At 58.7% G+C, this 19,468-nt stretch carries 18 protein-coding genes; 1 reads left to right on the top strand and 17 read right to left on the bottom strand.

Translation table 11 applies throughout. The features are described from left to right. Positions 1 to 45: 45 nt before the first annotated feature. From BF12_RS0100525 to BF12_RS18010, 11 genes are all read right to left on the bottom strand, one after another. Positions 46 to 1,434, bottom strand: coding sequence for an NAD(P)(+) transhydrogenase (Re/Si-specific) subunit beta (locus tag BF12_RS0100525; RefSeq protein WP_024950553.1), 1,389 nt, complete (start codon positions 1,432 to 1,434; stop codon positions 46 to 48). Further along, a complete protein-coding gene (locus BF12_RS0100520) occupies positions 1,434 to 1,766 on the bottom strand; it encodes an NAD(P) transhydrogenase subunit alpha part 2 (RefSeq protein ID WP_024950552.1) in 333 nt (110 codons plus the stop codon). The genes BF12_RS0100525 and BF12_RS0100520 overlap by 1 nt, the downstream gene beginning before the upstream one ends. Continuing rightward, positions 1,763 to 2,962, bottom strand: coding sequence for an NAD(P) transhydrogenase subunit alpha (locus BF12_RS0100515; RefSeq protein ID WP_211242361.1), 1,200 nt, complete (start codon positions 2,960 to 2,962; stop codon positions 1,763 to 1,765). The genes BF12_RS0100520 and BF12_RS0100515 overlap by 4 nt, the downstream gene beginning before the upstream one ends. 482 nt (positions 2,963 to 3,444) lie before the next feature. Next, positions 3,445 to 5,118, bottom strand: a complete 1,674-nt coding sequence (locus tag BF12_RS0100510) for a protein adenylyltransferase SelO (RefSeq protein WP_024950550.1) — start codon at positions 5,116 to 5,118, stop codon at positions 3,445 to 3,447. Beyond that, positions 5,111 to 6,301 carry an ATP-binding domain-containing protein gene (locus BF12_RS0100505; protein ID WP_156941095.1) on the bottom strand — a complete coding sequence of 397 codons (1,191 nt, stop codon included), beginning with the start codon at positions 6,299 to 6,301 and terminating at the stop codon, positions 5,111 to 5,113. The genes BF12_RS0100510 and BF12_RS0100505 overlap by 8 nt, the downstream gene beginning before the upstream one ends. Continuing rightward, positions 6,190 to 7,152, bottom strand: coding sequence for an AAA family ATPase (locus BF12_RS0100500; protein WP_024950548.1), 963 nt, complete (start codon positions 7,150 to 7,152; stop codon positions 6,190 to 6,192). Before BF12_RS0100500 ends, BF12_RS0100505 begins: the two co-directional genes overlap by 112 nt. 120 nt (positions 7,153 to 7,272) lie before the next feature. Further along, positions 7,273 to 8,181, bottom strand: coding sequence for a glucosaminidase domain-containing protein (locus BF12_RS18025; RefSeq protein ID WP_024950547.1), 909 nt, complete (start codon positions 8,179 to 8,181; stop codon positions 7,273 to 7,275). A gap of 297 nt (positions 8,182 to 8,478) precedes the next feature. Continuing rightward, complete coding sequence (htpG, locus tag BF12_RS0100490) at positions 8,479 to 10,362, bottom strand: molecular chaperone HtpG (RefSeq protein WP_024950546.1); 1,884 nt, start codon at positions 10,360 to 10,362, stop codon at positions 8,479 to 8,481. Between the two features lie 286 nt (positions 10,363 to 10,648). Beyond that, on the bottom strand, positions 10,649 to 11,821 hold the full coding sequence (locus BF12_RS22545) for a PaaI family thioesterase (protein ID WP_248623580.1): 1,173 nt from the start codon (positions 11,819 to 11,821) through the stop codon (positions 10,649 to 10,651). Beyond that, positions 11,812 to 12,198, bottom strand: a complete 387-nt coding sequence (locus tag BF12_RS0100475) for an MAPEG family protein (protein WP_024950545.1) — start codon at positions 12,196 to 12,198, stop codon at positions 11,812 to 11,814. Before BF12_RS0100475 ends, BF12_RS22545 begins: the two co-directional genes overlap by 10 nt. A 170-nt stretch (positions 12,199 to 12,368) precedes the next feature. Then, positions 12,369 to 12,716: a YkvA family protein gene (locus tag BF12_RS18010; RefSeq protein WP_246116404.1), complete on the bottom strand. Its 348-nt coding sequence runs from the start codon at positions 12,714 to 12,716 to the stop codon at positions 12,369 to 12,371. Between the two features lie 198 nt (positions 12,717 to 12,914). Between BF12_RS18010 and BF12_RS0100465 the strand changes: the two genes are divergently transcribed. Beyond that, positions 12,915 to 14,897 carry a transglycosylase SLT domain-containing protein gene (locus BF12_RS0100465; protein ID WP_084487895.1) on the top strand — a complete coding sequence of 661 codons (1,983 nt, stop codon included), beginning with the start codon at positions 12,915 to 12,917 and terminating at the stop codon, positions 14,895 to 14,897. 132 nt (positions 14,898 to 15,029) lie between these two features. Here BF12_RS0100465 and BF12_RS0100460 read toward each other — a convergent pair whose 3' ends face one another. The 6 genes from BF12_RS0100460 to BF12_RS0100435 all read right to left on the bottom strand — a co-directional run bounded on the left by BF12_RS0100460 (position 15,030) and on the right by BF12_RS0100435 (position 19,375). Then, on the bottom strand, positions 15,030 to 15,995 hold the full coding sequence (locus BF12_RS0100460) for a hypothetical protein (RefSeq protein WP_024950542.1): 966 nt from the start codon (positions 15,993 to 15,995) through the stop codon (positions 15,030 to 15,032). Positions 15,996 to 16,116: 121 nt separating this feature from the next. Continuing rightward, positions 16,117 to 16,653: a hypothetical protein gene (locus BF12_RS0100455; protein ID WP_024950541.1), complete on the bottom strand. Its 537-nt coding sequence runs from the start codon at positions 16,651 to 16,653 to the stop codon at positions 16,117 to 16,119. A gap of 66 nt (positions 16,654 to 16,719) precedes the next feature. After that, entirely contained in the window at positions 16,720 to 17,364 is a 645-nt protein-coding gene (locus BF12_RS0100450) for a LysE family translocator (protein ID WP_035158400.1), read from the bottom strand. 206 nt (positions 17,365 to 17,570) lie between these two features. After that, positions 17,571 to 18,155 (bottom strand): exopolysaccharide biosynthesis protein, encoded by a 585-nt coding sequence (locus BF12_RS0100445; protein WP_024950539.1) that lies wholly within the window; start codon positions 18,153 to 18,155, stop codon positions 17,571 to 17,573. A gap of 81 nt (positions 18,156 to 18,236) precedes the next feature. After that, positions 18,237 to 18,953, bottom strand: coding sequence for a ZIP family metal transporter (locus tag BF12_RS0100440; RefSeq protein ID WP_246116405.1), 717 nt, complete (start codon positions 18,951 to 18,953; stop codon positions 18,237 to 18,239). Beyond that, the gene (locus BF12_RS0100435; protein WP_024950537.1) at positions 18,950 to 19,375 is read right to left on the bottom strand and encodes a hypothetical protein; all 426 of its coding nucleotides are present in this window, start codon (positions 19,373 to 19,375) and stop codon (positions 18,950 to 18,952) included. The genes BF12_RS0100440 and BF12_RS0100435 overlap by 4 nt, the downstream gene beginning before the upstream one ends. Positions 19,376 to 19,468: the final 93 nt, after the last annotated feature.

Below are 19,468 nucleotides of genomic sequence, written 5' to 3'. Positions count from 1 at the left end.
CTATCACGGTATATGCGAGCCATACCGTGCGCAGAAAGCGATACGTTATAGCGTCTTGAGCGCCGTAATCATGTCTCCGACCACTTTCTGGCCATCACCGTAGACCATGTGCGTGTGATCGAGATAGAACAGGTGGTTCTCGACGCCCGAGAAGCCAGCACCCTGTCCACGTTTGATCACCAGCACGTTACGTGACTGATCGACATTCAGGATCGGCATGCCGTACAGCGGGCTTGCAGGGTCACTCTTGGCGACCGGATTGACCACGTCGTTGGCCCCGATGACCAGCGTCACGTCAGTGGTCTCGAAATCATTATTGATCTCGTCCAGATCGGCGATCATGTCGTACGGCACACCGGCTTCGGCCAGCAACACGTTCATGTGGCCCGGCATGCGACCGGCGACCGGATGAATCGCGAAGCGCACTTCCACGCCACGCTCACCCAGCAGCTCGACCATTTCCCACACCTTGTGCTGTGCCTGCGCCACTGCCAGACCATAGCCCGGCACGATAATGACGCGTTCGGCAAAGGCCAGCTGAACGGCAGCATCCATCGGATCAGACGCCTTCATGCTGCCTTCGATCTCGCTCTGCTCGCCACTGCTCGCACCACCGAACTGCTTGAACAGCACATTGCGGATCGGGCGATTCATCGCCTTCGCCATCAGCTGCGTCAACAGGGTACCAGCGGCACCAACCACAGTACCGGCGATGATCATCGCGGCATTGCCGAGCACGAAGCCTTCCATCGCGACCGCAAGGCCCGTCAGCGCATTGAATAGCGAGATGATCACCGGCATGTCCGCGCCACCGATGGGCAATGCCAACAGTACACCGAACAATAGTGCCAACCCGAAGAACACCAGCACCAGTGAGCTGGACGGTTCAACAGCGGCAATTACCACGCCCAGATAGACCGTCAGAGCCAACACGATCATGTTGATCAGCTGCTGGCTCGGGAAGTGCATCGCCTTCTTGATACGCCCATCCAGCTTGGCCCAGGCCACGATGGAGCCCGAGAAAGCGATGGCACCGATCATCGCGCCCAGTACGCCCAGCCACAATGCCAGCGAGCCGTGCTGCTCGATCAGCGCCGGATTGTCGCTCATGCGCATCAGCTCGACCGCAGCGATGGCCGCCGCCGCGCCGCCACCCATACCGTTGTAGATGGCGATCATCTGCGGCATGTCGGTCATCGCGACCTTCTTGCCGGAGTACCAGGCGATACCACCGCCGATGACGATCGCCAGCAGCATCAGGCCATAACGCCCGTCAATCTGCGGATGCAGGAAGGTCAGTAGCGTGGCCACGACCATCGCGATACCCGCCCAATGAATACCACTGCGCGCCGTGGTGGGGTGCGACATGCGCTTGAGGCCGAGGATGAAGACCACCGCCGCCGCAAAATATCCTGTTTCGACCAGCCAGTTCATCAGCGAGCCTCCTTGTCGTTGATGCCATTGGCAGCGCCAGTACCCTTGTTGCGGTCACTGGCCTTGAACATTTCCAGCATACGTTCGGTGACGACGTAGCCACCTACCGCATTGCCTGCCCCCAGCAGTACGGCGATGAAGCCGATGAACTGCTGCATGCCGGTCTCGGCCTGACCCAGTGCGATCATTGCCCCGACCAGCACGATGCCGTGAATGAAGTTGGAACCGGACATCAGTGGCGTGTGCAGGATGACAGGCACGCGCGAGATGACCTCGTAGCCGACGAAGGCCGCCAGCATCAGGATATAGACGGCAGAAAGTCCTTCGATCATGAGGCGTCCTCCGCGCGAGCGCGCACGTCATCGTGAGTGATGCGACCACCTTCGGTCAGACGCATCGGGCCAAGCACTGCATCTTCGAAATCAAGCACAAGCTCGCCATCTTTCATGAAGGGAGTCAGCAGATTGAAAAGGTTCTTGGCGTACATTTCACTGGCGTTGACGGACAGGCTGGAGGCCATGTCCAGCGGGCCCAGCACTGTCACGCCGCCATGCTCGACGCGCTCGCCGGGGCGAGTCATCTCACAGTTACCGCCACCTTCCGCGGCCAGATCGACCAATACGGCACCAGGCTGCATGCCTTCGACCATCTCGCGGCTGATGATACGCGGCGAAGGACGACCTGGAATGGCAGCGGTGGAGATCACCACGTGCGCATCGCTCATGTGACGCGCCAAGGCTTCTGCCTGCTGAGCACGCTCATCATCGGTCAGCTCGCGGGCATAGCCACCTTCACCAGAGGCATCAACGCCGGTATCAATCATGCGCGCACCGAGTGACTCGACCTGCTCACGTGCGGCGGCACGGATGTCATACGCCCACACCTGTGCACCGAGACGCTTGGCTGTCGCGATAGCCTGCAACCCGGCCACCCCCGCGCCGACGACGATGACACGCGCCGGACGCACGGTACCGGCAGCGGTGGTCAACATCGGGAAAAACACGGAGGACTCGTTGGCGGCCAGCAACGCGGCGTGATAACCGGCGACGGCAGCCTGGGAGGAGAGTGCATCCATACTCTGGGCACGTGAGATACGCGGCACGAACTCCATGCACAGGCTGGTCAATCCCTGAGTCGCTAACGTAGTGATCAGCTGCGGGTTCTGATACGGCGTCATCAGAGCCACGATGACCGCACCCTCACGAAACTCGGCGATCTGTGCCTCTGACGGCGCGCGCACGCACAACACGAGGTCGGCTGCAGCGCGTGCGGCAGCGATATCATCCTCGGCAACCACCGCCACACCGGGCTGTGCGGAATAGGCGTCATCCTCGAAGTGAGCATGACGTCCTGCGCCACTTTCGACGTGCACGAGAGTGGCGCTGTCGTCTTTCAACTCGCGATCCAGATGGCGCGCCAGCTTGCCAGCAGTGATCGGGTCCAACGCGACGCGACACTCGCCGCGCGCCAGAACATCCACTGCACCGTCGAGTGCACGCATTTCGCGCACGACAAGAATATTCAGCATCGCGCACCTCGTCTCACGTCAGTATCCATACCGAAAGCAATCTGCCTTGGGTGGTCCATGGCTTTGTTCCTGTTGAGCGCCGAATCGCTCCGCAATGCTCACGCGCAGAGGTATCAGTCGCTTTATTGTCTGCTGCACAGAACTCATCAGACATGCAGCGTGAAAAGGTGTCCACTATCAGTCTTTTCTTGTCGACGTATCGGGGTCAAGCGCTATGGCATAAAAAAACCAATAAAATCAATCATAAAGCTATTGTTATGTCATGTATAACAGTGACCTTATGCCTGCTAATTGATAGCCGGCGCGCCAACAGCATGATTTCCAATGATTTTATGTATTGCGCTTTGCCAAGCGTAGCTCAGCTTTCTGTTATGCATCACATAATCTCTGGCTTATGGCTGATTCATGCAACGCCATGAAAAAGAGCGCCCTTTGATAGCGGCGCTCTTTTGACGAGAGATAAAGTCTTAGAAAAACGGAGGTTAAGAGGAGCAGCTCATGCAAATAGGGGCTGCATCCAATGCGGGCGGGCATGTCCACTCATCAACAAGTTCCGCTTCTACGCCGTGAGCCAGTCCAAACGCCAGTGCAGCCTCGACACTGCCCTCCTCAGGGCGGAAGAAAGGCATCGCCAGACGTTCACGGAAGGCCTTGAGCGTGCTGTCGTCGCCCTGCTCGACCCGCGCGATCACGTCCAGCAACAGATGCGTGCGGGGCACATAGAGTGGATTGCAGCCAAGCATGGCCAGTCGTCTCTGCCGCTCATCCTGCGCTGACAGCTCGGCTGCCATGACGCGCTCCTGATAGCGTGCAAGCCAAGCCTCAGCCTTGTCACGTGCCTCCGCAGCATTACCATGTGGCCCGCGCACGCCCGCCAACAGAAGCACCAGCGCCTCTGGCGCGGATTGAGTGACCTGCCAATGACTGAGCAGGCGGTAGGCATGGGTATGGTCAACGCGCCCTTCGGTCAGCAGCTCACGCCACTGCTGCACCAGCGTCATATCTTCTTCGCGCGTATCCGGTAGACCGAGGCGCATGCGCATCAGTCGCGCGTACTCACGCTGTAGCTCGCCTTCATACTGGCCTAGCGCCTCAGAGAGTGCGTCGACGTCGATCAACGGCGAGAATGCCACGCCCAGGCGCTCTAGATTCCACAGACCGATTCCCGGCTGCTGCGCAAAGCCGTAGCGCCCGGCCTGATCGGTATGGTTGGGAATCAGGTTGGCTTCATAACCATCAAGGAAGGCGTAGGGGCCGTAATCAAAGGTCATACCCAGCAGCGACATGTTGTCGGTATTCATCACTGCATGCACAAAACCATAGCTCTGCCAGGCGGCAATCAATCGCGCGGTGCGAGCGATCACTATCTTGAACATGCCTAGTGCAGCAGTCACCCGCACTTCATCATTCAAGGGGGCGTCTGAGTGCACAGCCTCAGCCAGACATTCAGGAAAGTGCTCACGCAGTGCATGATCAATCAGCACCTTGAGATCGTCGTAGCGGCCCGAGTGTGCCAGCCACTCGAAGTGTCCAAAGCGCAAATGGCTTTCGGCAACCCGCATCAGGGTGGCACCAAGCTCAACCGTTTCGCGCTGAACGCGCTCACCATTGACCGCCAATGCCAGCGCGCGACTGGTAGGAATACCCAGCGCCGCCATGTATTCACTCGCGAGATATTCACGCACGCTCGAGCGCACCACTGCTTGGCCATCGCCAAAGCGTGAATACGGGGTGCGTCCCGCGCCCTTGAGATGTAGATCAAAGGTGACCTCTTGCGGTGTATCAGTGCCCGCGCGAGTCACTACCAGTTCACCCAGCAACAGACCACGGCCATCACCTAGCTGCGGGTTGTACTGACCAAACTGATGCCCGGTGTACTTCTGGGCCAATGCATCCATCCCGGCCAGCAACTGCTCACCCGCCATCACCTGACGCAGCTGCTCACGTGCTGAAAGGCTCTCTGGCGAGTCTTCTTCTACCAGCTCCGTCAGGCCGAGCAGACGGGCGCAGTCAGGGCTCACATCGGCTAGACGCGTTGCCAGGCGTGACTGAGGTGCCACCCGGGCAAAGAAATGCTCCGGCAGACGCGCATGACGGTTGTTGAAACGCAGTGCCGAGAATCTCTGCGGAATGGCGGCGCTCGGTAAATCACTCATCAAAAGGCTCCGTCGGATCAATGCTCGGCATCGATCCGCTGGGGGAATAGTGGGGAGATGCGTTAGAAGGCTGTCTGGCAGCATCGCCTTCAGTAGTCTCATCATCAGGCGTCAGCAGACCTCTCAGCCCACCCGGCGGCCGGCCTGGCGGCAGCTGGCTGGCCATTTCATAAAGCTTGCGGGCAGTACTGTCGGAGCGCGCCTGGCGCTGCAATGTCTGGTTGCCACTATCTGCGGAGGCGCGCTCGGCACTCACGCCTTGCGGCAATTGCTGATGCGCTTGCGCGGAGGTGTCATGCGCATGTTGAGCACGGCGTAACAGCAGCCGCTTGCGCGGAGTCAGCGCCAACTCAGCCAGTCGTGCCTTGCCCCACCAAGGGTGGGGGGCATGGGCTCTTTGCGGCGAGTCCGGGGTGTCAGCCGTGGCAACCACTGCCGGCAACTCGCCTAGCAGGGGGAAGTGCTCACTCTCGGGCTGGGCCTGCCACCAGAGGCTCAACGTCTCGTTGAGCACCAATAATTGACGCGCGCGCGTGGCAGCGGTGTAGCTCAAATTAGTGACCAGCACCTGATTCGGCAATTGCTGACGGCTACCCGGCAATGCCAGATCATGGGCCAGCACCACACAATCAAATTCCAACCCCTTGGCGCGAAATACGGTGCCGAGCATGACGAGAGGCATGGAAACCGGCTGCCCACTGACGATGGCTGCCTGCAAGTCACCATCCTGTTTGCGTAGCTCGCCTATCCAGCTATCCAGCGGCGCTTGCGCATACCAGGATGCCAGTTCGTGCAGGCCCCGCGCCTGGTGATCATCAAGGCGCGCCAGTGCGCCCAATACCTGAGTGGGGGTCTGACCCAGGCGCGTCAAGGACGGCGGTAGCAATCGCCACAGCTCGCGCTGGCTCGCCATGTCGCCCTGTTCCACACATTGATGGCATCGCCACAGTCGCCAGTGGTCCAGCAGGCCCGCCAGCGGATAGCCCTCGATGCCATCCAGCCACGCCACCGCGATACCGCGCTGATGCAGTGACAGCGCCTCACCCAACGCAGCCACCGGCCCGGCACTGATCACGCTGTGGCGAGTGCCGTTGCGCAGCAGCTGTCGCGCACGGCGGGCAGTGCTAGCCGTGTCGCTGGCCCCAGTCCACTCATGCCCTGCTCGCGCGCTGTCGGTGAGCAAGCGGCCAAACGTGTGCCCAATGCCGCCAGCGATGGACCAAAGCGCCAGGCACCAGGCAGTGAGTAAACCGTCGCGTCTGCCAGTAGCGGAGAATCCAACGAACTCAGCCCTTCGGCCTGGCGCGCAAGGCTCTGGTGCGGGTCACCGATCAGCAGCAGATCGCAGCGTTGGCGCCGCAACATCGCCAGCAGCGCTGGCGTGGCGTCCTGTGCTTCATCCAGCATCACCAGATCAGCATCCAACGGTTGGCCATGCTGCGACCACAGCTTGAGCAGGGCATTGAAGGACAAGCCTTGCTGATGATCCGCCGGATCCAGCAGGCAATCCCAGACAAGGCGCATGCTTTCCACTATCTGACGCAACTCCGCTGGCGATAGCTGTTCGGCGACGTGCTCGGGCAGATGCTCGGGCATCGGCACAGCTTCACTTGCCGCGAAGAAGGTATTCAACCCCTGCGCCATCAAGCTTCTCGACTGACTGGAAAAGCTACCGAGCCAGCCAAGGCTTTGCGGCGACAGACGGCGCGTGATGTCCTGCTGTCGCTTGAGCTTATCGCCGTACTCTTCGCTCAACGCCTGACGCGCCAGCTGGTGCAGCGACTGACAGCGGACATTGTCGGGTAGCTGGCTCGCGGTGCGTCCTGCGACAGCAGGGTTAAGAGAGGTATAGATGAGGGTTTCATCGGCATAGGTACGCGCCAGCTCCACCATCAACACGGTTTTGCCGCTACCGGCACAGGCACGCACCACGACACAATCGCTCTGCTCGGCACTGGTGGCCGGCGTGCGATCGCGCATGCGCGAGGGAAAGGGATGGGCGAGAATTCGCCGCTGATCGTTGCTCAGGTGCATGGCGGCATGATCCCCCCTGTCAGACCGGGGGGCAAGGCCCGTCAACTGCAAAATACCGCTTGGCGGGCAGCGTGAGCCAAATGAGACAGGGATAGAACAGGAATAAGCGAGATGAGCGCATTACGACAAGGCGCCGTTGGCAGCGAGTCGCTCGCGCACGGTGCGCATCAGGCCGCGATTCCAACGCAATAGGTCATAAAGCGTCACGAAATAGGCATTGCCGCGCGTCGAATACGCCGACAGTGTCGGAATCAGATCTTCTGACCGCACCGGTTGTCCTGCGTTGCGCAGACGGCCACGCAGCTCACGCAGCTTGGCATAGCTGCGCTGAGAGTTGAGGTTGCTGAAGTAGGCGGCCATTCCCGTTTCAAGATTCTCGAAGCGACGGTATTCGCGGCCTGCTGCTCCGATACCACAGCCATGGCTGAAACAGCGCATGCCAAACAGATTGTTGGCATTGCGAGCATGCCCCGAGGTTCCCCAGCCAGATTCCTCGATTGCCTGCACCAGCACCATGTCCAGCGGCAGAGTATCAATACGCAACAGCAAGCGATTCCAGCTGACGCCGATGTCCTCACGCGTCACGTCACACGGCAGGTTGGCCTGATCACACAGCCCATTGAGGCGCTCCTGTTCGCGCTCGCTATAGTCCCGCCCGCCATCACCAGCACGCTTGCGCATCGCCAGCAGCCAATCACGTTGCTCCGCCAAGCGTTGATTTTCGGCAACGATCAAAGGAATCATCAGCTCGAAAAATGCCACCTTGCGCTTGGTGCCCGCGGGAAATACGCGCAGGTCTGGCATCTGCTGCGTACTGTCCTTGGCGACCAACTCATCATCCAGCCGCGCCGCCTGTGCTGCAGAGCCCATGCTTAACGCGATCATGAGCACAATGCCCAGCATCGTCAGCAGCCCTTGCCAGCCACGCACGCTTGCCCGCAACAGCGCACGTCCCCATAGACTCAACATCAAACGCTGCCCCGCGGCCCACTGCACCGGCGGCTGTGGCAAGAAATGGAGGTGCATCATACGCTGCGCTCGCAGTCAGAATGAGGGCATGAAGCAATGCCCAAAAAGAGACAGAGTTCGGAAAGAGGCGCTTGTCAGCGTAGCTCCGAGTGCTGTATGAAACCTCAAAAATACGCTATGGAAAAGGCTGTTTTGCTCATGAAACGCGGAAAGATATGTCAGACGCTGTCGCCAAGCGTCGACTGGAGAACAGGGGATCACAGCACTTGATAACAAAACGCCCCCACAGCCGAAGCTGCGAGGGCGTTTTACCATCAAGATGATGGCACTTTCAGCAATGATTATCTCATTGCAATGTCACGCACTGAGCATGCCATTCAGGCGACGCACATAGGCAGCCGGATCTTCCAATGCGCCACCTTCGGCGATGATGGCCTGGTCCAGCAGTACGTGGGCCAAGTCAGCGAAGTAATCACCCTCTCCACCTTCCAGACGACCAAATAGCGCGTGCTCAGGATTCAGCTCAAGAATCGGCTTCACTTCCGGCAGCGGCTGGCCCGCGGCTTCCATCATCTTGCGCATCTGATAACCCATCTCGTGCTCTGGTAGCACAACGCAGGCCGGGGAGTCAGTCAGACGATGCGTGATGCGCACTTCCTGAACGCTTTCGGCCAGTGCTTCCTTGACGCGCTTGACCAATTCTTCCTTGGACTTGGCGGTCTCTTCCTGTGCTTTCTTCTCTTCTTCGTTCTCGACATCGCCGAGATCGAGATCACCCTTGGCGACATCCGCGAAGGATTTGCCATCGAATTCGGTCAGGTGGCTCATCAGCCACTCGTCGATGCGATCGGTCAGCAGCAGGACTTCAAGGCCTTTCTTGCGGAAGATCTCGAGGTGCGGGCTGGACTTGGCAGCATTGAAGCTATCGGCGACCAGATAGTAGATCTTGCTCTGGCCTTCCTTCATGCGCTCGACGTACTGGGCCAGTGACTGGTCCTGCGTGGTGCTATCAGTATGAGTACTGGAGAAGCGCAGCAGCTCGGCAATCTTCTCGCGATTGGCGAAATCTTCTGCCGGGCCTTCCTTGATCACGGAGCCGAACTGGTTCCAGAAGGTCTGGTACTGCTCCGGGTCCTTGGCCAGCTTCTTGAGCATGTCCAGACCGCGCTTGGTCAGCGCTGACTTGAGCTTGTCGACCTGCGGGTCTTGCTGCAGCAGCTCACGCGATACGTTCAATGACAGATCATTGGTGTCCAACACACCCTTGATGAAGCGCAGGTACAACGGCAGGAACTGTTCAGCGTCATCCATGATGAAGACGCGCTGCACGTAAAGCTTGAGGCCACGTGCAGCTTCGCGCTGGTAAAGATCAAATGGCGCACGACCCGGTACGAACAGCAGGCTGGTGTACTCAAGCTTGCCCTCGACCTTATTGTGGCTCCAGCTCAGCGGATCAGAGAAGTCGTGAGACACATGCTTGTAGAAGTTCTTGTACTCTTCATCGCTGACCTCGGACTTGGAGCGCACCCACAGCGCCGTCGCGGAGTTGGCCGTTTCCCAATGGACCTGCTCATTACCTTCATCGTCTTTCTCGACACGCGGCATGCGCACCGGTAGCTCGATGTGGTCAGAGTACTTGGTGATCAAGCTGCGCAGACGGTGGTCGTCAGCGAACTCGACAGCATCATCCTTGAGGTGCAGCACGATCTCAGTACCACGCTCAGCACGCTCGATATCAGCCACGCTGAATTCACCTTCACCACGCGAGGTCCATTCGACGCCCTGGTCAGTTTCAAGATCAGCACGACGGGTACGCACGATGATCTCATCCGCGACGATGAAACCAGAATAGAAACCGACCCCAAACTGACCGATCAGGCGCGAGTCCTTCTGTTGATCACCGGACATGCTCTTCATGAACTCGGCAGTGCCGGAGCGTGCGATGGTGCCCAGGTTGGCAACCACATCGTCGCGGCTCATGCCAATGCCGTTATCACGCAACGTAATGGTCTTCGCGTCGGTATCGTGCTCGATCTCGATGCGCAGCTCGCTGTCGTTGCCGTAAAGGGCATCGTTGTCCAGCGCCTGATAGCGCAGCTTGTCACAGGCATCGGCAGCATTGGAGACCAGCTCGCGCAGGAAGATTTCGCGATTGGAGTACAGGGAATGAATCATGAGGTGAAGCAGCTGCTTCACTTCGGTCTGGAAGCCGTGCGTTTCAGTATGCGTTGCGGTCGTCATTGCAAGGGACCCCTCGTGGTAGATGCCTGATGTGGATACCCGCAGCCACCAACGTGGCAGCTGTAGCAGGAAAAATCGGCTCATGGTCGCCCACCTTTATCGGCGACAGGTCATACCAGAGCACTCGTGAACCTGATATGGGGCAAGGGTGAGCGATTTCAAGGCACTAGCGGTGGCTAAGGACAAATGAAAAACACCCCTTGGCGCTGTCGCAGCCAAGGGGTGTCGAGTCAATACAGGCTGCTTGATCAGCGGCCGGATCATAAATGCTGCCTCTCACAACACATCAGCCCTCCAACGACTCCAGTACAAAGTGCATGCGAGCACTGGCTACCAGCCTTCCCAGCGATCGCTGCCAAGCGCTGACGCGCACGTTGACCATGCGACGCCCTGCCCGAATCACCTCACACTCGATGCATGTCGCACTGTCACCACGCGCCGTCGCCAGGTAGTCAATGGAGAAGTCGATCAGCTTGGGCAGCCGCGCCTCTTGCCCGGCATGGCTGTAACGCCTGAGTACTTCTAGCGTGGCGGCTGTCTCCATCGCTGCTGCCAGTACGCCACCATGCACGGCGGGCAACAATGGATTGCCGACATTGTCCGGCATTGCTGCCATCTCGTAGCGCACCGCATGCTCTGGCGGTAACTCAGCATCGGCGGTGGGCGCCTCTTCAAGAGCACACAACCCAAGCCCGATCGCCTTTGCATACGGCAAGCTTGCCAGTAACGCCGCCAGCTGAGCATGCGTTCGCTGTTCTTCGACAAAGCGGCGCGCACTCAGCAACCCGCGGGCGTTCTGCTCAACATCAGAGGCAGTCGATGTTGTCTCGCCCAATGGGATATGCGCTGCTGCGCCAGTCGAAACCGCTGAGGAGGAGGCAGCAGTCATCTTGGCAGCCGCCAGTAGCGCCTCGGCAAAGCCAGAGGGAGTATTACGTTCACCCAGTCGCACGAAGTTACCAATGGCGCGGCACAGGAGTCGGCCTGGCTGCTGCCAGATCTGCGCCTCGGTAAACACCATCGATTCGGTCACCCGCAGCACTCGCGCCTCACCATATAGCGGCAGCCCTTCTATACCGGGGCGATAGTGATCAAGGCGCAGGTCCAGTGTCGGGCAGACTTCTGGCATCGGTAATCCAGTGAGCACTGCACTACCACACAGGGTGTCGGCAAACATCGTCAACACACCACCATGTACCAGCCGGCGGTGAGGATCGCCGATCAACGCGGGTTGCCACGGTAGCTGCATGCGTACCGCGGGAGCCTTTACTGTCTCTACCGTGACTCCCAGCCGTTGAGTATGCGGAATGAAAGCGACGAAACGTGACAGCGCATGCTGCCAGGCCACATCCTCCAGCTCACCACCCGCACATGGCACGTCGCGCAGATTGACCACCAGCGTCAGTAAGCTCTGGTGCGTATCTGCGGCCTCTGCCAGTGGCGTAGTACTCACATCCATAACGGCATTGCCATCAGCAAGATAGATACGATGAGGCCGACACCCCACAGCAAGGAACGCAGCAGCGCAATATTGGCCAGATAGCAGGCCCAGTAACCCAAACGCGCCAGCACGAAGATCACCGCAAGCGTAGTAGCAAGCGGGGCGCCAGGGGCGACGATAATGCTGACCAGCACACCAACGGCAAAGATCGGGAACGCCTCGATGCTATTGTGGTGTGCCGCCAACGCTCGTGCACCGAAGCCCTCAAGCATGCGCTGCTGAGCCCGCGGATCATGATTGTCATAACCTCCGGCACGGTGCTGTGCCCAAGCGACTGGCACCTTGGTGAACACCAGCATCAGAGCGGCAAACACCAGACAGGCATAGATAAGCATCGTAAGCTCCTTGGAGTTCATGAAGAGCAGGCAAGCCGGTGCAAGCACCTGACACATGACATTTCAAACTTACGTTTGATATATACCAAGCCGAGCATAAAGCAAAGTCATTGCTGACGGCCATGCGGCCAATGGATAGCGCCAGGCAGTACGGTATAGCGACTGGATGGTCAGACCTGTGGCGGTGTTTCACCCCGCCAGCAGCGATAATCTTCCAGCGCATCATCCAGCTTGCCGAGCAACCAGGTCACGATCACCAAGTCATCCAGCAACCCAAGGCCGACCAGGACATCGGGAATCAAATCCAGCGGTGATATCAGATAAATAAACGCCCCCGCCGCCAGTCCCAGCGCCTTCCACGGCACTGGACGATAACGACCGGAGACGACATCACGAATCAGCGGCCCTAACGTACGCAGTGCCGCGCTCGCCTTGCCCAGAATACGACGACGTCCAAACAGTCGCGTCAACCATAACGCCTTGCCCATACGGAAGACTCCTCGTACTTTCCACAGCATTTACTTTTCATGGCATTTTGCGGCCAGTATCAGATGGTACTGTTATTCAGCGCCATCGGCTGCCACGATGCATATCAACGGGTTCTGGATCGGCAACCCCAGATACCGAGAATCGGGGCACTGAGCCGCTACCACAAGGTCGCAATAGCATTTCGCCCCCTTACCGACAGTCGCAGGAGTCTACAGGTGACACCAGGCATGCTTTCTTCCCATACCGGCCGCGGCATACGCGCACTAGGCCGCCTCGCGACACTGCGTCGCTTGACCGGCCTTGGCCTTCTGCTGGGGTTGAGTCTGCCACTGCAGGCAGCCACTCCCAGCGACCAGAGCTTCCGCGATGCCTTCAATGATGCGCGGGCCAAGCGCTTCAATGAGATCCAGCAGACCGCCGTCAATGGTCACGTACTGGAAGGCTATATCGAGTATCACCAGCTCAAGGCACGCTTGCCCAATGCGACAGCCTCTGAAGTGCTGTCCTTCATCGAGCGTCACGCCGATTCACCGCTGGCAGAGTGGATGCGCGGCCAGGCCATTTCAGCCTACGGCAGTTCCGGACGCTATGATGCGCTACGGGAGGTCAGTGATGGTGAACCTGCAGGTGCCAGCCGTCAGTGTTACTACTACACGGCCCAGCTCTCCAATGATCTGGCAACCGCTTCCAAAGGCGGGCTGAAACTGTGGCACGTCTCGGGCTCTCAGGATTCAGCCTGTGATCCCCTGTTTTCGGCGCTGCGCTCGCGTGGTGTGATTGATGATCAGGCTATCTGGGAGCGCGCCATGCTGGCGTGGGCAGCTGGCCAGGGCAGCATGGTCAGCTATCTAGAGCGCCAATTGCCAAGCAGCTGGCAGCAGGCGATCTCTGCTCGCGCACAACTTGAAGGCAACTTCTCTGCCATCACGCGCATTCCGACCAATCTCGGCCACGGCGGCCATGCCTTTGCCAGCCTGAGCGTCGCCGCGATGCATGGCTTCATTCGCGCCGATACCGAAGCTGCGCTGGAAGCATGGCGCAAGATAAACCCACACATGCCGATGAGCGATGAACAGCGCCATGATGTCGAACGTGACCTGGCCTTCTATTCGCTGGTGCGTAACGTCCCCAATAACCAGGGCTGGGTAGATCAACGTCTAGCAATATTGGACGACGAAGAGCTGTTTGACCTACGCATGCGCAATGCCGTCCGTGAAGGTAACTGGACGGACGTTCGCAAGTGGGTGCTTAAGATGCCGGATCGCTTCAATTCCGAGGCACGCTATCAGTACTGGCTGGGCCGCGCTGACGCCAGCCTTGGTAATCAGCAAGAGGCGCAAGCTGCCTGGGCCCGTGCAGCAGGTGAGCGCAATTTCTTCGGATTCCTTGCCGCTGATCGTATTGGCAAGGCGTATGCGCTGAACCGTGATGACCAGGTCTTCTCCGATGCAGAGATGGCCAATATCGGTGAGCTTCCGGCGGTGAAACGCGTGAAGGCGCTGATGAACATCGACGAGATCGGGCTGGCTCGTTCAGAGTGGTTCAATGCTGCAGCCCAGGCCGATGACGCAGGGGCACGCCGACTAGCCGCCTACGCGCTCAAGCAGCAGTGGTACGACCTGAGTGTATTTGCGACCATTCGCGGCAAGCTATGGGACGGGCTGTCCTGGCGCTTCCCGCCCGCCTGGCAGCAGGACTTCCAGCGCTATGGTGCCAATGCAGGTGTCGATCCGTGGATGCTGATGGCGCTGGCGCGTCGCGAAAGCGCCTTCAATCCGACGGCAACCTCCCCTGTCGGCGCACGTGGTCTGATGCAGCTGATGCCGGGCACCGCAGCCAAGGTAAGTCGTGATCTGGGCCTGTCAGTGCCGAGCAATTCTGCACTGAATGATCCAGATACCAACATCCGCCTCGGCAGCACCTACATTCGTGAGATGATGGACCGCTATTCCGGCAATCGTCTTGCCGCTGCCGCTGCCTACAATGCAGGCCCAGGCCGTGTTGATCGCTGGCTGGCCAATACGCCGGACGAGTACGATCGCTTCGTCGAACGTATCCCGTTCAAGGAAACACGCGAATACGTCAAGGCAGTACTGGCCTACCGCGTTATCTTCGAAAGCCTGGCAAAAGGCTCAAGCGAAGGCGTCAAGGTCGTCAGTGAGCGTGAAGTCAGCCAACGCTATACCACCGCAATGGTCGACCGCCGCTGATTCACTGACGTCAAAAGCCATTGCTTGCAACACAAAAACGCCAGCCTCTCAGGGCTGGCGTTTTTGTGTTTGGCTGACAAAGCACTGATATCAAGCACTCCTATCCGGACCTAGCATGACCCACATCAGGAATCAGTCGTCACGTTGTGCGCGAATCCCCGAGAGCGGCGTAGCACCCTTGGCTGGCTGACTGTCAGCAAGCCGCGGAGAAGAAGGCACATTATTCTGAGGCGCATAACGTCCCAATGCTTCAGCGTAGCTAAGCGGGCGCTCATCACTCTCCCGTGGAGTCTTCTGCCCCTTGGGGGATGATACGCCAGTCTCCAACGGACTTCTGGCTGATAGACCATCACTGTGCTGAGTCTGCAGCGCCCCCGGCCCGCCTTGTGCGCCGGCACTCTGCGAAGAGCGCGGTGAGCGTAGTAACCGCCACGCCAGCAGGATAGCTAGCCCCCAGCTAATCAAGCCTAGCCCGCCGTAAGCAAGCATCGACCAGACATTACCTGGACGGTGCCCCGCATTGACGATAACGACGCGCGACAAATCAATCTCAGGCCAACGCTCCGATAACAGCTCACGCTCATCCCTCGGCAGGTCAGTCTCAGCATGCAGCACCGTCCCGAACAGGCCATCCGGGAATTCGATCAGCGGCGGCACATTTTCAAGACTCTGCACCGAGTCCGTGCGTATCAACACCCCCATCCTCTCGATACGCGGCCACTCGTCAGCGGGAATATTATCGATCCCCCCAAAGGCGCGTGACAGCCCCGCCAACTCCAACAGATAGGGATTCATGTCAGAAATGACCGGATAATACAGCGTCTCGATGCGCTGCCCTTCGCCACTCACGGCGTCCAGTCGGAAGGTCGCGACATGCTCACGATAGACAGCCCAGTGATTGCGCAGCGAGACAAACTGATTGACCGGCAGATTGCCCTGCTCGACCGTCTCCAGATTCAGTGTTTCTGGCCGTGTGGTTGCACGCCCGACCCAGCGTCCTTCATCAACAGCAAATAGCCAGGCAGCGATCCCTGCTACCGCCAGTATCAAGGCGATAAACCCGCCCAATTGGCGACGTAAGGCATGTGAAAGACTCATCCGATTGCATTCCCTGCCTGTGCCAGCCTTGAGGGGCCGGTCTCTGTGTTATGACAACATGACGAATATTCGCGGTTGTCGCTCGCGCCTTGCCAATCGCTATTGGCAATCACCCTGCGCCTTATGGCTTATTCAGCCGTGATGACAAGCGATTGCTCTCATTGCAGTAACGCTGTCGCAAGCGCAGCACTTCAAGCGAACTCGACGACAATGCATCGAGTACATAACGATTACAGGCATGCTCGGCACGTTGTTGGGCAGCCTCGAGCGACTTGCGCGCCTCACGCTGCGCGGCCGTCATGCCTGCGTAAGGGTCGCGTAGCGGCTTGTAGGTGGCGGCTGCCTTGCAGTACATGGTACGCGTCTCAATATGCGCTGCACGACCGCGCTGCTGTAATGCATGGCATGTTTCGACAAACAACCGACTAGCCATACGCGAGCATTTGCGCTGCTCACCAGGACTACCACTTCTACCGATACTCTCACATACGGAAGCACCATCAATACGCCATAACTGGTGGCGAAAATCGATGTTGTAACCGTAATAGAGCACCCGTAGCTGCTGCACACGCGAATCATAGACATCCACGATGTCGCGCGGCTCAAGGTGGGTGACAACCTTGAGAAAGGCCGCCAGGGTCAGTGTCACAGGATCCATGTGTCATGAGGGATACATGTTGTCATCCCTGCTCTCCGTCGCAATGATCGCTATCGCCCACACGGCCTAGCGGCTGAGCGCGAGACGCGCTCCGAGCAGTACCATCACCGAACCGGTGATGCCTTCCATCCAGCGCGACACGCGCGGTTTCGCCAACCAGCGCCCAGCACCGCCGACCATCAGCGTTATGCCAATCTGCCAGATATTGGCAATCACGAAGTGAATGCCAGCCAGCCATAAGGACTTGAGGACTGCGGGATCTGTCGGCGCGATGAATTGCGGCAGAAAGGCCATGTAAAACACCACGGTCTTGGGATTGAGCACATTGGAAAGGAACCCCTCCCGCAGCGGCTGCCAGAGTGACACGTACTGGCGGACGACACCGGCCTCGACCTCAAGCCCACGTGCGCGTCGCGCACTCAGCAAACTCTTCATGCCCAGCCAGATCAAATAGGCAGCACCGATGAGCTTGAGCGCGGAGAAGGCCCACGCCGATTGAAGCAAGATCAACGAGATGCCTGCCGAAGACACTAGTGCATGCACAAAAAGCCCCGCACAGATGGCCAGGCTGGTCAGCACACCATCGCGCAGCCCGCCACGCGAGGTATTGCGTATCACCAACAGCGTATCGACGCCGGGGGTCACGGTCAGCAGAGTAATAGCCACGACAAATGACCAGAAGGCGGTATCAAACTGGATGAAATCAAACATGAACAATGTCCTTCAGACAGATCCACCTCGCACCCCCACGGTACGGACAGACGACCAGTCTAGGCGAGCGAAGACAGCCTGAAAAGTCATCTGCAACATCACCGACTGCAAGGCCGCCAGCACGTAACACTCGTTAATCTGTTTGCCTGAGGGGCACTCACACCCACAGAGTACGCTTCATGATCATTGATGCTCCAACGCCAGGTTCAACCGACTAGCCAAACCCCAGCGGCTGCATCTGCCAGCATCACCAACAACGCTAGCAAGATAACCAGGCCATCCTCCCCAATCAGCCCCAACCCAAGTAGCAATAGCGTGACAGCCGGTAGCGCCGCCGCGAATGGCACTAATTCAAGCGGTACCATGGTCAGTGCCAGCGCGATGGCCAATATGGCAATGGCACGATAGGCAAAGCCCTGTGTCATGAATCTCAACCGCGGCTTGAGCAGGCGATCTATTCGTAGGGTCCAGGGGCGAACGCGCTGTACCCCATGTGTCAGGCGTGTGTGATCGAAGCTGAAATCCGCCAAGCGCTTGGGTAACCACGGTGTACGTCGCCCCAACAGCAGCTGACCGGCAATCAATACGATAAACAACGCACAGGTCGTCGGTACGCCAGGAATGGCACCTGTGGGCAACAACACCAGCAAGGCTGGCAGTACCACCAAGGGCCCAAAGCCGCGTGAATTGAAGTGTTCCAGAATGCTGCCCAACGAGATATCTCCCACTATCTCTCGATCCAACTCTTCCAGCAGTCCGGTAAGACCACTGTCTTTGGCATGCTCACTCATGAGATATCCGTCTCGGGAGAATGGTTTAACGGAGGGGCGCGATACTCGATTGGTACTGAGTCCGCCAGACCTGACGTGCTATCAGCCCACTAGGCGATCGCCCAGCATGCCAACCATAAAGCCTACTGTGGCCCCCAGCGGCGGGGACCAGTGATGGACAACTCGCACCTGAGGCGCAATGTCCTGGAAAATCAGATACAGGATGCCACCGGCAGCAAATGCCATCAGTCCACCCAATACGCCCGGGGCGTCCGCCAACCAGAGATGGCCGGATAAAGCGGCCAACGGTCCCAGCAAAGAGAGCAACAGAAAGGCACCGAGCCCCTGACGTGCACTGAGCCCTGCACCTTCCAGCTCCCGATAGGCATTGAAGCCTTCCGGTAGGTTCTGGGCAGCGATAAATAGCGCCATCAGCATGGCAGCGGCAGGTGATGCTGATGCCAAGGCCCCGAGCGCAATGGCCTCAGGAATGAAATCCATCAACATCGCCAGCAGTTGGCCCTTGGCACCACTACCACGGGCCAACCAGCGATCGACTTGCATGAAGCCGATCGCGCCCAGCAGGAATAACCCCAGCAGCGGCCATACTGACAGCGCTTGCATGGCATGCGGCACCAATACCAACGATACCGCCGCCAATAGAATGCCGCCCCCCAGTGCAGTGATACCGGCAAGCCAGCTGTGTTTGACGTGGCTCTCGTGGCTGCGCTCCAACTGAGCGATAACACCTCCTAACGGAATGCACAGCCCCGCGCCCCAGGCCAATGCTAGCATTCCCCAGGGAATATCCAGACTCACGATGACGCGCTGGATGCTTTGGCAGGCGTCTCACCGAACACACGCATCAATAAACTAGTCCCCACACCCCAGGCGCCGTTGAGTAAAAGTCCACCCACTACCATCGCCGGTGCGACTGCGATTCCTTTCAGCGGAAAGACAATAAGCATGGCAACTGCGGTCGGGCCGATGGCACCGAACAACAGGCTAATCAACCAGTGACTCACCCCCACACGACGACGTACCAATGCCCACAACGGCACGCCCCATAGGCCGCCCCAGAAGGCTAGCGAGATAACCGAAGGTATCCCCAATGGCCCGGTCGGCGTCATGTTGTAAGGTGCCTTGGGGATCAAATCGGTGAGATAGAACACGCCAAACAACCCTTGATGAAAGATCAGAGTCGCCAGAAATGCAGCAGCAAACGCTTTTAGCCAAATCATGTTCATTTCCTTGTTGTGATGGTCATGAGTGACGGGAATAGCCGTACAACTGACGGAACACTCCTTCGGTACTATTGAGTGGCCAAGAGATAT

The sequence above is a fragment of the Cobetia crustatorum genome (assembly GCF_000591415.1).
Taxonomy (GTDB): Bacteria; Pseudomonadota; Gammaproteobacteria; order Pseudomonadales; family Halomonadaceae; genus Cobetia; species Cobetia crustatorum.
This window is presented reverse-complemented; position numbering and strand designations above follow the sequence as displayed.

Coding starts and splice junctions, on each gene's coding strand:
- BF12_RS18010 (WP_246116404.1), bottom strand. CDS start 12,716: ATGCTGTGGAAAGTACGAGGAGTCTTCCGTATGGGCAAGGCGTTATGG.
- BF12_RS22545 (WP_248623580.1), bottom strand. CDS start 11,821: ATGGATGTGAGTACTACGCCACTGGCAGAGGCCGCAGATACGCACCAG.
- BF12_RS0100515 (WP_211242361.1), bottom strand. CDS start 2,962: ATGCTGAATATTCTTGTCGTGCGCGAAATGCGTGCACTCGACGGTGCA.
- BF12_RS0100500 (WP_024950548.1), bottom strand. CDS start 7,152: ATGCACCTGAGCAACGATCAGCGGCGAATTCTCGCCCATCCCTTTCCC.
- BF12_RS18025 (WP_024950547.1), bottom strand. CDS start 8,181: ATGATGCACCTCCATTTCTTGCCACAGCCGCCGGTGCAGTGGGCCGCG.
- BF12_RS0100465 (WP_084487895.1), top strand. CDS start 12,915: ATGCTTTCTTCCCATACCGGCCGCGGCATACGCGCACTAGGCCGCCTC.
- BF12_RS0100520 (WP_024950552.1), bottom strand. CDS start 1,766: ATGATCGAAGGACTTTCTGCCGTCTATATCCTGATGCTGGCGGCCTTC.
- BF12_RS0100435 (WP_024950537.1), bottom strand. CDS start 19,375: ATGATTTGGCTAAAAGCGTTTGCTGCTGCATTTCTGGCGACTCTGATC.
- BF12_RS0100445 (WP_024950539.1), bottom strand. CDS start 18,155: ATGAGTGAGCATGCCAAAGACAGTGGTCTTACCGGACTGCTGGAAGAG.
- BF12_RS0100475 (WP_024950545.1), bottom strand. CDS start 12,198: ATGCTTATCTATGCCTGTCTGGTGTTTGCCGCTCTGATGCTGGTGTTC.
- BF12_RS0100450 (WP_035158400.1), bottom strand. CDS start 17,364: ATGTTTGATTTCATCCAGTTTGATACCGCCTTCTGGTCATTTGTCGTG.
- htpG (WP_024950546.1), bottom strand. CDS start 10,362: ATGACGACCGCAACGCATACTGAAACGCACGGCTTCCAGACCGAAGTG.
- BF12_RS0100460 (WP_024950542.1), bottom strand. CDS start 15,995: ATGAGTCTTTCACATGCCTTACGTCGCCAATTGGGCGGGTTTATCGCC.
- BF12_RS0100455 (WP_024950541.1), bottom strand. CDS start 16,653: ATGGATCCTGTGACACTGACCCTGGCGGCCTTTCTCAAGGTTGTCACC.
- BF12_RS0100525 (WP_024950553.1), bottom strand. CDS start 1,434: ATGAACTGGCTGGTCGAAACAGGATATTTTGCGGCGGCGGTGGTCTTC.
- BF12_RS0100510 (WP_024950550.1), bottom strand. CDS start 5,118: ATGAGTGATTTACCGAGCGCCGCCATTCCGCAGAGATTCTCGGCACTG.